General features: G+C 37.4%; 8 protein-coding genes. 1 reads left to right on the top strand and 7 read right to left on the bottom strand.

The annotated features are described in order from the left end of the window. Window positions 1-75 precede the first annotated feature (75 nt). Entirely contained in the window at window positions 76-1,875 is a 1,800-nt protein-coding gene (locus tag BM361_RS03245; RefSeq protein WP_074976881.1) for a glycoside hydrolase family 15 protein, read from the top strand. 69 nt (window positions 1,876-1,944) lie between these two features. Here the strand turns inward: BM361_RS03245 and BM361_RS03250 are convergent, their stop codons facing one another. From BM361_RS03250 to BM361_RS03280, 7 genes are all read right to left on the bottom strand, one after another. Further along, window positions 1,945-3,753 carry an acyl-CoA dehydrogenase family protein gene (locus BM361_RS03250; RefSeq protein ID WP_074976883.1) on the bottom strand — a complete coding sequence of 603 codons (1,809 nt, stop codon included), beginning with the start codon at window positions 3,751-3,753 and terminating at the stop codon, window positions 1,945-1,947. A gap of 85 nt (window positions 3,754-3,838) precedes the next feature. Beyond that, window positions 3,839-5,023: an acetyl-CoA C-acyltransferase gene (locus BM361_RS03255; protein ID WP_038264828.1), complete on the bottom strand. Its 1,185-nt coding sequence runs from the start codon at window positions 5,021-5,023 to the stop codon at window positions 3,839-3,841. A 66-nt stretch (window positions 5,024-5,089) separates the two neighbouring features. After that, on the bottom strand, window positions 5,090-7,495 hold the full coding sequence (locus tag BM361_RS03260) for a 3-hydroxyacyl-CoA dehydrogenase/enoyl-CoA hydratase family protein (protein WP_074976885.1): 2,406 nt from the start codon (window positions 7,493-7,495) through the stop codon (window positions 5,090-5,092). 64 nt (window positions 7,496-7,559) lie between these two features. Then, window positions 7,560-8,018, bottom strand: a complete 459-nt coding sequence (locus BM361_RS03265; protein WP_038264825.1) for a MarR family winged helix-turn-helix transcriptional regulator — start codon at window positions 8,016-8,018, stop codon at window positions 7,560-7,562. Between the two features lie 140 nt (window positions 8,019-8,158). Then, window positions 8,159-9,931 (bottom strand): AMP-dependent synthetase/ligase, encoded by a 1,773-nt coding sequence (locus BM361_RS03270; protein WP_074976887.1) that lies wholly within the window; start codon window positions 9,929-9,931, stop codon window positions 8,159-8,161. A 121-nt stretch (window positions 9,932-10,052) separates the two neighbouring features. Beyond that, entirely contained in the window at window positions 10,053-13,724 is a 3,672-nt protein-coding gene (gene purL / locus BM361_RS03275) for a phosphoribosylformylglycinamidine synthase (RefSeq protein ID WP_074976888.1), read from the bottom strand. A gap of 111 nt (window positions 13,725-13,835) precedes the next feature. Then, window positions 13,836-15,050, bottom strand: a complete 1,215-nt coding sequence (locus BM361_RS03280) for an RsmB/NOP family class I SAM-dependent RNA methyltransferase (protein WP_038264816.1) — start codon at window positions 15,048-15,050, stop codon at window positions 13,836-13,838. Window positions 15,051-15,095: the final 45 nt, after the last annotated feature.

Consider the following 15,095-nt stretch of genomic DNA (forward strand, 5'->3'; position numbering starts at 1 on the left):
ATCTTGGTTTACAATTAAGAATTTCCTTAATTTAAAGAAAAATTGGCGGTTAATCACTTATAAAGTAGAAATTTAATGAATAATTTAGATTATGGTATAATTGGAAACTGTAGAAGTGCAGCTTTGATATCTAAATACGGCTCTTTGGATTGGTGTTGTCTTCCCGAGTTTGATTCTTCATCTGTTTTTGCGAAACTACTGGATAGTAAAATTGGAGGAAGTTTTGAAATTCTTGTCTCGGATGATTATCATATAGATCAATATTATTTACCTGGCACCAGTATATTGGTGACTAGTTTTAGTAATGGAACGGATGCTTTTGAAGTTAGGGATTTTATGCCCCGTTATAAAAAGGATAGGGGCGGGTATCATTCTCCACCAGAGGTTGTTCGATATTTTAAACTTGTTTCAGGATCTCCGGTTTTCAGGGTTAAATACGATCCTAAATTGGAATATGCCATCGGCAGAACCAAATCATATCAAAAATCTAATTTTATAGCCAGCTTAACTTACGATGAGCGTTTTGATACTTTATTCCTTTACACCAATTTCAATAAGAAAAAGGTATTGGAAGGGACAGAAATAAAGCTCAACAGGAATGGCTATTTTTTAATTACCTATCACGAAAAAATATTTGAACCTTCAGTAAGAAGTGTTTATTTGGAGCTAGAACGAACCAAAGTATACTGGTTAAACTGGATTGAGCGGATCCCTCTCTACGATCAATATAGTGATTGGATTGAAAGAAGTGCTATCACCCTTAAATTATTAAGTTATCAAAAGTCCGGAGCTGTATTAGCAGCAGCAACTACTTCTTTACCTGAAACCATTGGAGAAGTAAGGAATTGGGATTATCGTTTTTGCTGGATTCGAGATGCATCTATGGTGATAAAGGTATCTTCAGAGTTGGGTCATAAAAATATGGTTAAGCGTTTTCTTAGATTTATTATAGACCTAATGCCTGATAAAGATGAGAAGCTGCAGATCATGTATGGTATTAACAGAGAAAAGGAACTTACGGAGAGAACCCTTGACCATCTTAGTGGATATGAAGGGTCGAAACCTGTAAGAATAGGTAATGCAGCTTTCGAACAGCGACAAAATGATATATATGGGATATTGATGGATGTCATTCATCAGCAACTGATGCATTTCAGAACGGATATAGAGCACGATGAGGAATTATGGAGTATAACCAAAGGAATCGTTTGGGTAGTTAATAAACACTGGATGGAACCTGATAAGGGGATATGGGAGTTTAGAACTGAAGAACGTCATTTTACATTTTCGAAGGTATTGTGTTGGGTTGCTATTGAGCGTGCACTGCAAGTAGCGATGTTGCTTAAAAAAGATTCAAAAATTCAAAAATGGGAAATTCTTGAACAACGTATTAGAAATGACATATATGCCAATGCCTGGAATGAAAAAAAGCAAGCTTTTACGCAATCGTATGGTTCGGAAGATCTGGATGCATCTGTTTTATTGATGGAGCCGTATGGCTTTATTGAGGCTAAAGATCCAAGATACATTAGCACAGTGAAGGCTATTGGTAAAGAATTAAGCAATGACGGTTTATTGTATCGATATAAAAACAAAGACGATTTTGGCCTGCCAAGTTCATCATTTACCATTTGTACTTTTTGGTATATAAATAGTTTGTTTAAAATTGGCGAGCATGAACATGCCCAAAAGTTATTTAATCAATTACTTTCATATAGTAATCATTTAGGCTTATTCAGTGAAGATATTGACTTTAAAACCAAACGCTTACTTGGGAATTTTCCGCAAGCCTATTCACATTTGGCATTGATAGAGACTGCAATGAATTTTTCAAGTTTAACCAAAGATGAACAAACTTTAGAAGATCTTCAATAAAATAAAAAGCCGCTATCAAGCGGCTTTTTTGCTAACAATTAAAATATAAAACCTGCTAATAAGCAGCTTTTAAAAGATATACGCATTCTCTTCAGATAATTTTTCCGCAACCTGATTTCGCAATGCTACAATATTTGGCATATTGGTGTATTTTGTAAAACGTTTAAGTCCCATCAACATCATTTTTTGCTCATCGCCTTCGGCAAAGGATATAATAGCTTCTTTCCCTTTAGAATTGATTTTTTCTACTGCATTGAATAGATATAATTGAGACATGGCAATTTGATTTTTCTGCGAATCTTCACCAAATCGTTTTGCATTTTTTTCTGTTCTTAAAATAGCAGATTCAGCCATATAAATCTCAATCATTATGTCTGCAGCAGCCATGAGTAATTGCTGATGTTCTTCTAAATCCTGACCGTACTTTTGAACAGCAGCTCCAGCAATCATCAGGAATGCTTTTTTAAGCTTTTTTAGAATTTCTTTTTCTTCAGCAAACAGCTCAGAATAGTCGGGAGTATCAAATGAAGGAATTCCCATTAGCTCATCTTTTACGGCCATCGCCGGACCTAATAAATCTACTTGTCCTTTCATAGCTTTTTTAATGAGCATTCCAACGGTAAGCATTCTATTGATTTCATTTGTACCTTCATATATTCTTGAAATTCTAGCATCACGCCATGCTGACTCCATAGGAGTGTCTGCACTAAAGCCCATTCCTCCAAAAATCTGAATACCTTCATCGGTACATTCCTGAACGTCTTCTGAAACCGCTACTTTAAGAATGGAGCACTCAATGGCATATTCTTCAACCCCTTTCAATTCGGCCTCCTGATGTGAATTTCCTTCTGCTTCACGGATTGCAATACGATCTTCGATATCTTTAGCGGCACGATAACAAGCAGATTCATCAACATAAGCCGCCGTTGCCATATTAGCTAACTTTTGCTTAATGGCTCCAAATTTGGCAATAGGTGTTTTAAATTGTACTCGTTCGTTGGCATATTTAACGGCCTCTGTAATTACTCTTCTCTGGGCATCCAAACAAGCTGCAGCAAGTTTGATTCTACCAATGTTTAGAGCGTTCATCGCAATTTTAAAACCGTTTCCACGTTCAGATAACATGTTTTCAACTGGAACTTTCGTCTCATTAAAAAACACCTGACGGGTAGAGGAGGAGTGAATCCCTAGTTTGTGTTCTTCTTCTCCGAAAGAGATGCCATTTTCAGGATCATTCTCTACTATAAAACCTGTAATATTTTTATCATCTTCAATACGGGCAAAAACAATGAATAAGTTAGCGAAACCAGCATTGGAAATCCACATTTTCTGACCACTGATATTGTAATGTGAACCATCTTCGGAAAGGACGGCTTTGGTTTTCCCTGAATTGGCATCTGATCCGGCTCCCGGTTCCGTGAGGCAATACGCTCCAAACCATTCTCCTGTAGCTAGTTTAGGGACGTATTTTTGTTTTTGTTCCTCTGTTCCGTAGAGGGTTATTGGCATTGTGCCAATACCAGTATGCGCTCCAAAGGCGGTACTAAAAGATCCACTGGTACCAGAAATGTAGTCACAAACTAACATGGTAGAAACGAATCCCATTTCCAGGCCACCATAGGCTTCAGGAACTGAAACCCCTAAAAGTCCTAATTCCCCAGTTTTGCGCATCAATTCTTCAGTAAAGGCGTAATCTTTAGTTTCAAAACGAGGTTTATTTGGCCATATTTCACGATCGACAAATTCAATAACTGAATCCCGCATCATTTTTTGCTCCTCATTAAAATCTTCTGGTGTAAAAACATCTTCAGATTTTGTTTCCTTCACAATATATTCGCCACCGCGAGTTAAATTTTTGTTTATAGATTCTGTGCTCATTTTATTAAAAAGTTTTTAGTTAGAAGATAGTTTTGTTTGTTGAGAACATTAATTCCATTGCTCATTTCGCATATCTCAATACTTATTAATTTAAAAATTCATAAACTCCAGCTGCTCCCTGACCGGTACCTACACACATGGTTACAATACCGTATTTGTTTTTTCTTCTTCTCATTTCATCAAACAATTGTACAGAGAGTTTGGCTCCGGTACATCCTAATGGATGCCCCAAGGAAATTGCGCCACCATTCACGTTAACAATCTCCGGATCCAGACCGAGTTCTCTTATAACAGCTAATGATTGTGAAGCAAAGGCTTCATTCAATTCAATCAGTTCGATATCATTTAATTTAAGTCCTGCCTGATCTATAGCTTTTGGAATGGCTTTTATTGGTCCGATTCCCATTATACGTGGTTCAACCCCCACAGGTGCATAAGAAACTAAACGAGCAATAGGTTCAAGATTTAACTCTTTAACCATTTTTTCACTCATCACTAATACAAAAGCAGCACCGTCACTCATTTGAGAGGAATTACCCGCTGTTACACTTCCTCCTTGAGCGAACACAGGCCTTAACCTGGATAGCGCTTCAACAGATGTATCTGCCCGAGGTCCTTCATCGGTATCAACTGTATAATTTTTAGTAGCTTTTTTATTATTGGCATCGACGTAAACCTGTTCGATATTGATTGGAACAATTTGATCTTTAAATTTACCTTCTTTAATGGCGTTTAGCGCTTTTTGGTGTGAGTTATAGGCGAATTCATCCTGATCGGCTCTGGAAACATTGTACTCATTAGCAACCGCTTCAGCGGTTAACCCCATGCCCCAATAATAGTCTTCGTGTCCTTCTTTGGCTAACTTATAATCCGGTACCGGTTTGTAACCGCCCATTGGGATAAAGCTCATGCTTTCTGCACCTCCTGCAATAATACAATCGGCCATACCTGTCTGTATTTTAGCGGTCGCTATTCCAATTGTCTCTAAGCCTGAGGCACAATATCTATTCACTGTCACTCCCGGAACCTCTTCTGTTTTTAATCCCATTAATGAAATTAATCGTCCTACATTAAGTCCTTGTTCGGCTTCAGGCATTGCATTACCAACGATGACATCATCAATTCTACTTTTATCAAGTTCTGGAACTTTTTCCATCATGTATTGGATGGTTTCCGCAGCTAATTCATCTGGACGTTTAAAACGGAACAAACCTCTCGGAGCTTTTCCTACTGCGGTTCTATATGCTTTTACTATATATGCTGTTTTCATTTTTATAATTTTAGATTCAAGAGAATAGAAAATAGACTTTTTTGTTATAATTCTTTATGCTGTTTTCTAGTTACGTAAAGGTTTTCCAGTCTTTAACATATGCTGTATACGCTCTAAAGTTTTTCTTTCTGTACAAAGGGATAAGAAAGCTTCACGTTCGATATCTAATAAATATTGCTCTGATACATAACTCGCTTCTGATAGATCACCACCAGCCATTACATAAGCTAATTTGTTTGCGATTTTTTTATCGTGATCAGAAATATAATTACCGGCGTTCATGGAGTCGGTACCCACCAAAAACATTCCCAGTGCTTGTTTACCGAGCACTTTTACATCTGTTCGTTGAATCGGTTTTGTGTATCCTGCTTCAGCTAACAATAGTGCGTGTTTTTTTGCCTCGGCAATTTGCCTGTCTTTATTAACAACCACCACATCTTTACCTTTTTGAAGAATGTTTAGGTCATATGCTTCATAAGCTGAGGTTGAAACTTTAGCCATTCCTATCGTTAGAAAATGTTCTCTCAGTACATTTAATTCTACATCGTCTTTTCTAAAAAGGTCAGAGGCTCTAAGGGTCATTTCTTTTGATCCCCCCCCACCAGGAATTACACCTACACCAAATTCAACGAGTCCGATATAGGTTTCTGCTGCTGCAACAATTTTATCGGCATGTAGCGAGAGCTCACAACCACCACCTAATGTCATTCCGTGTGGGGCAGAAATGGTTGGGATAGAGGAGTATCTCATTCGCATCATGGTATCCTGGAACATTTTGATGGCCATATTGAGTTCATCGTATTCTTGTTCAACCGCCATCATAAAGATCATTCCGATATTGGCTCCAACAGAAAAGTTGGCTCCCTGATTACCAACTACCAGTCCCTGAAAATCTTTTTCAGCAAGGTCGATTGCTTTATTAATTCCTGCAAGGACATCACCTCCAATGGTATTCATTTTGGATTGAAATTCACAATTCAAAATTCCATCGCCTAAGTCTTCAATAACGACACCACTATTTTTGAAAACCTCGTTAGATTTTCGGATGTTATCCAGAATAATGAAAGCGTCCTGTCCAGGTTTTTTTATGTGCTGTTTCGATGGTATATCGTAATAGTATGTGGCTCCGTCTTTAACAGTGTAGAAGGAAGTATTCCCTCCGGTTATCATTTCCTCTACCCATTCAGCTGGTTGATAACCATCTGCTTTCATTAGTTCTATTCCTTTTTCCACACCTATGGCATCCCAAATTTCGAATGGTCCATTTTCCCATCCAAAACCAGCTTTCATGGCATCGTCGATTCGGTATAATTCATCTGATATTTCGGGGATACGGTTTTGAACATAGGCGAAAAGGGCAGCAAAATTTTTGCGGTAGAATTCACCGGCTTTGTCTTTTCCTCCAACCAGTACTTTAAATCTGTCAATTGGTTTATCTATCGTTTTGGTGAGTTCTAGGGTAGCAAAAGAAGCTTTTTTCTTTTTGCGGTACTCCAGCGTGTCTAAGTCTAAAGAAAGAATTTCACTTTGACCGTCGTCTCCTTTAATTTTTTTGTAAAACCCTTGTCCTGTCTTACTTCCTAACCATTTGTTATCCATCATGGATTGAATAAAGCCAGGTAATTTAAAGAGCTCATGTGCTTCATCTTCCGGACAGTTTTCATAAATCCCATTAGCCACATGTACTAAGGTGTCAAGACCAACTACATCAACCGTACGAAACGTGGCAGATTTAGGTCTTCCAATGACAGGACCAGTTAATTTATCAACTTCTTCTACAGTTAATCCTAATTCTTTTACCTGATGGAATAAACTTTGAATTCCAAAAATACCAATTCGGTTTCCGATAAAAGCAGGAGTGTCTTTGGCTAAGACAGAAGTTTTTCCAAGGAATTTTTCTCCATATTTCATCAGGAACCCGGTAACTTCTTCATGACAATCAGGACCAGGAACAACTTCAAATAATTTTAAATAACGCGGGGGGTTGAAGAAGTGGGTAACAGCAAAATGTTTTTGGAAATCTTCACTTCTTCCTTCATTCATAAAAGCAATGGGAATACCAGAAGTGTTTGAAGTAATCAGGGTGCCAGGCGTTCTATATTGCTCAATTTGTTCAAACACCTTCTTTTTTATGTCTAACCGTTCTACTACAACTTCTATAATCCAGTCTACATCAGCAATTTTCTTTAAGTCATCCTCAAGGTTGCCAGTTTGAATTCTATCGGCAAACTTTTTATGATAAATTGGAGACGGTTTTGACTTAAGTGCATTGGCAAGATTATCATTTACCATTCTGTTTCGTACCGTGGTATTTTCTAATGTTAAACCTTTTGCTTTTTCCTTTTCATTAAGTTCACGGGGAACAATATCTAATAACAAAACCTCAACGCCAATGTTGGCAAAGTGACATGCAATTCCACTCCCCATTATTCCGGAGCCAATTACAGCAACTTTATTAATTCTTCGTGTCATGTTTTCGTTTTTATAGTTTAAAGATGACAAGGCCATTATATCTTAATTATGATGTAATGGCCTCTTATGATTGATCTGTTTTAATTTCTTTGGTGTAAACTTTTTTTTCAGTAATGAGTTCATTAATTACTTCCATTACACTAAAAAAGCCGTCTAGTTGTTCTTCTGTTACTGCTGATTTAACGACATCATTAAACCTTAACACTACAGCTTTGGAGATCTCTCTTTTTTCTTTCCCGAAAGGAGTTAAGCAAATTAATACGCTTCTACCATCATCCGGATTGGGTTTACGACGAATAAGACCTTTCTCTTCCATGTTTTTCAGGATACGGGATAAACTTGTTGATTCCATACCCATTTTAGGTCCTAAGGAAGTAGAAGGGGTTCCTTTTTCAGGGTCAACACTTAACAGGGTAAAGCCTGTAGCCATTGTGGTGTCGAATTTTGCTGCTTCTTCATTATACATTCTGGCCACAGCTTGCCAAGTTGCCCTTAAGGCATAATCTATCGTTTTATCTTTCATTTATTTTAGTTATGCATTCCTCAAATATAATAAAAAATACTATGCATGCATAATAAATAAAAATAAAATTGTGTTAATGATCTGAAGTAAACGATACAAAAAACTCCTCTTAAAAAAGAGGAGTTATATATAAGTGTTGGTTAACGTCCATAGATCTCATTGTAAAGATCCATGTACTTTTCTTTAATTACTTTCCTTTTAAGTTTCATGGTAGGCGTAAGATGCCCAGCTTCGATACTCCATACATCAGGAGTTAATTTAAATACTTTGACGCGCTCCCATTTACCAAAGTGTGTGTTAAATACATCAACTTCTTCTTGAATGCGTTCTATTAAAGCCTCATTTTTACTGATAGCTTCGAGGCTATTTCCCAGATCAACGTTATGACGTCTGGCCCATTCTTCCACAAATTCAAAATTTGGCTGGATTAGGGCCCCCGGCATTTTCTCACCTTCACCTACAACCATTATTTGTTCTATAAAACGAGATTGCTTCATTTCATTTTCAATGAGTTGAGGAGCAACGTACTTCCCTCCGGAAGTTTTAAACATTTCTTTTTTACGATCCGTAATTTTCAGGAAGCCTTCTTCATCAATTTCTCCGATATCGCCGGTATGAAAATAACCGTCGGTCATTACGCTAGCTGTTTTTTCAGGGTCTTTATAATAGCCAGCCATTACATTAGGTCCTTTACACAGAATTTCTCCATCATCTGCTATTTTCACATCGACATTCGGAAGCATTTTACCAACAGTTCCAATTTTCCATCCTCGGTTACGTTGATCATTGACAGCTATTACCGGTGAGGTTTCTGTAAGGCCATAACCTTCCATAATCGGGATCCCTGCAGCTGCAAATATTCGAGCTAGTCTTGGTTGAAGCGCAGCACTTCCGGATACCATTATTTTAAGATGTCCGCCTAATCCTTCCTGCCATTTGCTAAAAATGAGCTTTCTCGCAATACTTAATTTTTTTTCATACCACCATCCGTTATCACCATAGGGTTCAAACTCTTCTCCTAATTCCAATGCCCAAAAGAATAGTTTCTTTTTTATTCCACTTAACTCCGATCCCTTTGCATAGATTTTGTCGAAAACTTTTTCGGTGAGTCTCGGTACAACGGTCATGACATGAGGTTGAACCTCTTTTAAATTCTCACTTATTTTATCGATAGATTCTGCAAAGTGGATGCGAATACCACAATATTGGTATAAGTAAACAACCATTCTTTCAAAGATATGACAGATTGGTAAAAAGCTTAATGCTTTATCTTTAGCGTCTAAAGGAACGCGTTCTTCACTATCAACCACATTTGAGACAATATTTCGATGCGTGAGCATTACTCCTTTGGGTCTACCTGTAGTTCCTGAGGTATAAATAAGGGTAGCTAAATCATCTGGCTGAACTTTGTCTTTACAAGCTTCAACATCACTTTGATTGCTGTCATCTTCTCCTAGCTCTAAAACTTCACTCCAATGTTTACATCCTTCAATATGATTGAAGCTGTAAACTTCTTTTAGGCTAGGAACATTATTTTGTATGGCCCGAACCTTGGTAAGCACCTCTTCGTCCGAAACAAAGCAGTATATTGACTCAGAGTGATTTAAAACATATTCATAATCCTCCTCTGAAATGGTAGGGTAAATCGGGACGTTTTGAGCTCCTGTTTGTAAAATACCAATATCCATTATATGCCATTCAGTTCGATTTGTAGAAGAGATAATTGCTATTTTATCATTGGCATTTACACCCATTCTTAATAATGCTCTACTGATTTTATTGGCATTGTCTATGTATTCCTGTGAAGAAGTTTTTACCCAATTGTTATTATGCTTTGAAACCAAAGCATCTTCTAAATTGAATTTTTCTAGTTGAAAATAAGGAATGTCAAACAATCGGGTAACTTTATTCATATCTATATGAGATTAAGAGAATTGCAAAATATAAAAAATGCCCTTTAATTTCAATAGATGTCATAAAAAAAGGAGTTACTTATTAGCAACTCCTTAATATTTAACATTCTATATTTTTAATTTATTTGTTTTCAAGCCATTTTCTTGCATTTACAAAGGCTTCTAACCATGGTGAAACTTCATCTTTGCGGCCATCAGGGTAATTAGCCCAGTTCCATTGGAATATGGATCGTTCAATGTGAGGCATCGTAACTAAATGTCTTCCCGTTTTATCACAAAGCATGGCAGTGTTATAATCTGAGCCATTAGGGTTAGAAGGATACCCTTCGTATCCGTATTTTGCAACTATATTATATTGATCTTCTGAAAGTGGCAATTGGAATTTACCTTCTCCATGAGAAATCCATACTCCAAGAGTTGTTCCTGTTAAAGAAGAGAGCATAACAGAATTATTCTCCTGAACTTTAACAGAGGTGAATGAACTTTCGTGTTTATGAGAATCGTTGTATGTCATTTTTCCGTGAACCTCATGTTCAGGGTTAATAACTTCCAATTCCATGAACAGCTGACAACCGTTACAAATACCTACAGATAGGGTGTCCTCTCTATCGAAGAATTTCTTAAGTGCATTATTTGCTTTTTCGTTGTATAAGAATGCACCAGCCCATCCTTTGGCACTTCCCAGAACATCAGAATTTGAAAATCCACCAACAGCTCCAATAAACTGAACATCTTCCAGAGTTTCGCGACCTGAGATTAAATCGGTCATGTGAACATCCTTGACATCAAAACCGGCCAAATACATAGCATTTGCCATTTCGCGTTCAGAATTACTACCTTTTTCTCTTAGGATTGCAGCTTTAGGTCTGGAATGGGTTTGACCTGACAACTGAACTACATCACTTAATTTTCCAGTAAAATTATCAGGGAAATCGTATTGTAGCGCTTGATTTTTATAATTGTCAAATCGATCTTTAGCAAGGTTATTTGCCGTTTGTTTTTGATCTAACAGATAAGAGGTTTTGTACCATATATCTCTGTATTCCGAAACATTGAAGCTAAAAGAATCCTCATTATTGATTATGTCAACTATACCAGATTCATTAGCATTCCCTATGTTGAAGAATTCTATTCCATTGTCACGCAGGGTGTCTTCTACAGATGACTGAGCCTGGAATACAATACCTGCATTTTCTGAGAATAGCACTTGAATTGAGTCTGAATTCCCCAGCACACTTAAATCTAGTTTTGCTCCCAGATTGTTATCCGCGAAACATAATTCTAATAAGGTAGTTATAAGTCCTCCGCTGGCAACATCATGTCCGGCCTTAATGCTATCTTCTTTGATTAATTTTTGTATCGTATTGAAGATGGTTTTAAATTTGGCAGCATCTTTTATGGTTGGTGTTTCTTTACCAATTACATTTAAGATCTGATTGAAAGAAGAACCTCCTAATTTAAAATTATCTTGCGATAGATTAATATAATAGATGTTTCCACCGTCTTTCTTCAAAACTGGCTCAACTACTTTATTAATATCGTTGCAATTCGCAGCTGCAGAAATAATAACAGTCCCCGGGGCTATGACTTCCTCATTTGGATATTTTTGTTTCATTGAGAGGGAGTCTTTTCCTGTTGGAATATTAATTCCCAGTTCGATTGCAAAGTCTGAACAACCTTCAACAGCATCATAAAGGCGAGCATCCTCTCCTTCATTTTTGCATGGCCACATCCAGTTAGCTGAAAGCGATATGCTTTTTAGTCCATCTTTTAATGGAGCCCAAACAATATTGGTTAATGACTCTGCAATAGAATTTCTACTACCTGCAACCGGGTCTACCAGGGCAGAAACAGGGGAGTGGCCTATTGAGGTAGCAATTCCTTCTTTACCCTGAAAGTCCAGGGCCATAACACCGCAGTTGTTAAGAGGTAATTGCAGTGGACCAGCACATTGCTGTTTGGCAACACGACCACCTACACAACGGTCTACTTTATTTGTTAACCAGTCTTTACAGGCAACAGCTTCTAACTGTAAAACCTGTTGAAGATATTTTTCCACTTTTTCAGTGGTATAATCTGGATCTTTATAATTACGTTTAATATTTGTGTCATTCATAATGGTTTTTGGTGAACTTCCAAACATATCAGAAAGTTCAAAATCCATAGGCTTATCACCATTAGATGAAGATTCAAATGTAAATCTATGATCGCCGGTTACATTACCTACCTCATACATAGGGGAACGTTCACGATCTGCGATCTTTTTTAATTTATCTATTTTTTCTTGAGAGATAACTAATCCCATACGTTCCTGACTCTCATTTCCAATAATTTCTTTGGCTGATAATGTAGGATCTCCAACGGGAAGTTTGTCAAGATCAATTTTTCCACCTGTTTCTTCAACGAGTTCAGATAAACAGTTAAGGTGTCCACCAGCTCCGTGGTCGTGAATGGAAACAATATCATTTTCATCACTTTCTACCATTCCACGAATAGCGTTGGCGGCACGTTTTTGCATTTCTGGGTTTGACCGTTGAACAGCATTTAATTCGATACCGCTTTCAAATTCACCGGTGTCAGCCGACGAGACAGCTGCTCCTCCCATACCAATGCGGTAGTTTTCGCCACCCAGGATGACTATTTTATCTCCTTTTTCAGGTGTAGCTTTTATGGATTGATTTTCTTTACCGTATCCAATACCACCGGCGAGCATAATTACTTTATCAAATCCAAGTTTTCTCGCTTCCTCCTCATGCTCAAAGGTTAAAACGGATCCTGTAATTAACGGTTGTCCGAACTTATTTCCAAAATCAGAAGCTCCATTGGAAGCTTTGATTAAAATGTCCATAGGTGTTTGATATAACCATTTACGCTCATTCATTGCTTGTTCCCAAGGACGGTTCTCCTCTAATCTGGAGTAGGAAGTCATGTAAACTGCCGTTCCAGCTAGAGGTAATGATCCTTTACCACCTGCCAAACGATCCCGGATTTCACCACCACTACCTGTTGCTGCACCATTAAATGGTTCTACAGTAGTAGGGAAGTTATGTGTTTCTGCTTTTAGAGAGATAACCGAATCATAGTCTTTTACTTGATAAAAATCAGGTTTATCAGCACTCTTTGGAGCGAACTGTTGCACTTTCGGTCCTTTAATAAACGCTACATTGTCTTTATATGCAGATACAATATCATTAGGATGGGTTTCAGATGTTTTTCTAATTAATTTGAAGAGCGAAGAAGGTTTCTCTTCACCATCAATTACAAAGGTTCCATTGAAAATTTTATGGCGACAATGTTCTGAATTTACTTGAGAAAATCCAAAAACTTCTGAGTCCGTAAGCTTTCTTTCCAGTTTCGCAGAAAGTTTATTCAGATATTCAATCTCTTCATCACTTAAAGCTAATCCTTCCTTAATGTTGTAGGCAGCAATGTCTTCAATCTCAATTATTGGATCTGGTTCAATATCAATGGTGAATATGTTTTGATCTAGTGCTATGTATTTTTGAGAAAGCATCGGATCATAATCTTTGTCACCTTCCGTAGAAGCAAAATATTCTTCAATTCTTTTGATACCGGAAATACCCATATTCTGAGTGATCTCGACCGCGTTGGTACTCCAAGGCGTAATCATGGCAGCTCTTGGGCCAATGAAGTAAGCATCAATGTTTTGTGATGCAATTTGTGATTGATTACCGAATAGCCAAACTAATTTTGAGATGTCTTCTGAATTTAGTTCACTGTCGGTTTGAACTGCGTAAACTTTGGTTTTTGGATTACCGAAGAAAAGGATCATAAAAATGATGTTTGTTGTGTTGTTATTTAAAGCGCAAATTTAACCATTTATAAGAAAATAACCGCAATAAAAAATCCCGCAAAAAGCGGGATTTTTAAAATTAAGGTGTTGTTATGCTTTTCGTTCTAACAGCGCCATGTAAAATCCGTCAAAACCTGATTGATGCGCCAATATTTTTTTGTCTTCTATTAGCTTAAAATCGGTACCAGAATCTGATTTTAAGAACGTTTCTACCTGTTCCTGATTTTCTGATGGTAAAATGGAGCAAGTAGCATAGACCATTTTGCCACCGGGTTTTACCATTTTAGAATAATCCTGTAAGATTTGCTTTTGGGTTTCTTTAATATCTTCTATAAAATCGGGTTGTAATTTCCATTTGGCATCCGGATTTCGGCGAAGAACTCCTAATCCACTACATGGGGCATCGATGAGCACACGGTCCATTTTACCATGAAGTTTTTTAATAACTTTTGTGGAGTCAATTTCTCTTGTTTCGATATTATGAGCACTGTTTCGTTTAGCTCTTCGTTTTAATTCTTTGAGTTTGTTGCCATAGATATCCATCGAAATCACTTGTCCTTTATTTTCCATAAGGGCCGCTAAATGGAGAGACTTTCCTCCTGCGCCTGCACATGCATCTGCAACGCGCATACCCGGGCTTACGTCTAAAAAACTTGAGACCAGCTGCGAAGAAGCATCCTGAACTTCAAAAAGACCATCCTTAAAAGCTTGAGTGGTAAAAACATTCGCACGCTCTTTAAGTTGCAATGCATCTGGATACCCTTTGATGGATATGGTCTCTATATCATTATCAAATAGAATTCCTTGTAGTTTTTCTTTGTTGGTTTTCAGGGTGTTTACTCTTAGAATAACTGTTGCTTGTTCATTTAAGGCGGCTATTTCTTTAGTCCAGAGTTCACTTCCTAATTCCTGTGTCCCTAAATCATCCAGCCAATCGGGGATCGATTCTCTAAATTTTCTTGTTTTAGAAAGCTCATCGAATTTACCTTTAATTCTACGGGCAGGTGTGCCTGTTAATTGCTTCCAATCAGGTAGCTGAATTCCTCTTAATACCGCCCAAACGGCAAAAATTCGCCAAAGGTTATCTCGGCGATATGGTTCTTTAACTTCAGCTATTTCTGCATACAAACGTTTCCAGCGAACAATTTCGTATACTGTTTCGGCTATAAAGCCGCGATCTCGCGCCCCCCATCGTTTATCTCTCTTTAAGAGTTTCTCAACAACTTTGTCGGCATATTCATTTTCATTAAAAATGAGATGGAGTCCATCAATTACCGCAAAAACCAAATTTCTATGTAATCTCATAAGTATTTAATTGCGCGACAAAGGTAGGGTTTTACGTTGAATGTA

It is taken from the genome of Zhouia amylolytica (genome assembly GCF_900116365.1).
GTDB classification, from domain to species: Bacteria; Bacteroidota; Bacteroidia; order Flavobacteriales; family Flavobacteriaceae; genus Zhouia; species Zhouia amylolytica.

Excerpts from the sequence above, each read along its gene's own strand:
- BM361_RS03255 (WP_038264828.1), bottom strand. The coding sequence starts at position 5,023 with ATGAAAACAGCATATATAGTAAAAGCATATAGAACCGCAGTAGGAAAA.
- BM361_RS03280 (WP_038264816.1), bottom strand. The coding sequence starts at position 15,050 with ATGAGATTACATAGAAATTTGGTTTTTGCGGTAATTGATGGACTCCAT.
- BM361_RS03250 (WP_074976883.1), bottom strand. The coding sequence starts at position 3,753 with ATGAGCACAGAATCTATAAACAAAAATTTAACTCGCGGTGGCGAATAT.
- BM361_RS03260 (WP_074976885.1), bottom strand. The coding sequence starts at position 7,495 with ATGACACGAAGAATTAATAAAGTTGCTGTAATTGGCTCCGGAATAATG.
- BM361_RS03270 (WP_074976887.1), bottom strand. The coding sequence starts at position 9,931 with ATGAATAAAGTTACCCGATTGTTTGACATTCCTTATTTTCAACTAGAA.
- BM361_RS03245 (WP_074976881.1), top strand. The coding sequence starts at position 76 with ATGAATAATTTAGATTATGGTATAATTGGAAACTGTAGAAGTGCAGCT.
- BM361_RS03265 (WP_038264825.1), bottom strand. The coding sequence starts at position 8,018 with ATGAAAGATAAAACGATAGATTATGCCTTAAGGGCAACTTGGCAAGCT.
- purL (WP_074976888.1), bottom strand. The coding sequence starts at position 13,724 with ATGATCCTTTTCTTCGGTAATCCAAAAACCAAAGTTTACGCAGTTCAA.